The organism is Klebsiella sp. HN106 (genome assembly GCF_051209435.1).
In the GTDB taxonomy this organism is placed as follows: Bacteria; Pseudomonadota; Gammaproteobacteria; order Enterobacterales; family Enterobacteriaceae; genus Klebsiella; species Klebsiella oxytoca.
Map to the genome: position 1 here is coordinate 1 of NZ_JBLURD010000211.1, position 304 is coordinate 304.

General features: G+C 50.3%; 1 protein-coding gene and 1 pseudogene. Both read left to right on the forward strand.

Annotated elements, in window-relative coordinates; translation table 11 throughout:
- Positions 1-169 (forward strand): annotated as a pseudogene (locus ACSIPU_RS30960) (division/cell wall cluster transcriptional repressor MraZ); the annotation flags it as partial.
- 2 nt (positions 170-171) lie between these two features.
- Positions 172-304 (forward strand): 16S rRNA (cytosine(1402)-N(4))-methyltransferase (gene mraW, locus ACSIPU_RS30965; protein WP_435322527.1); only part of this gene is annotated, 133 nt, incomplete at its 3' end.

The window sequence follows — 304 nt, forward strand, 5'->3', positions numbered from 1 at the left end:
GTTACGGCAGCATGCCGGGCTGACAAAAGAAGTGATGCTGGTCGGGCAGTTTAATAAATTTGAACTGTGGGATGAAACGACCTGGTATCAACGGGTCAAGGAAGATATCGACGCTGAGCAGTCCGCGACCGGTGAACTGTCGGAGCGCCTGCAGGATTTGTCCTTATAAAAATGATGGAAAATTATAAACACACTACGGTACTTCTGGATGAAGCCGTCAACGGCCTCAATATTCGTCCAGACGGTATCTATATTGATGGTACTTTTGGCCGCGGTGGTCACTCGCGCCTGATCCTCTCCCGGC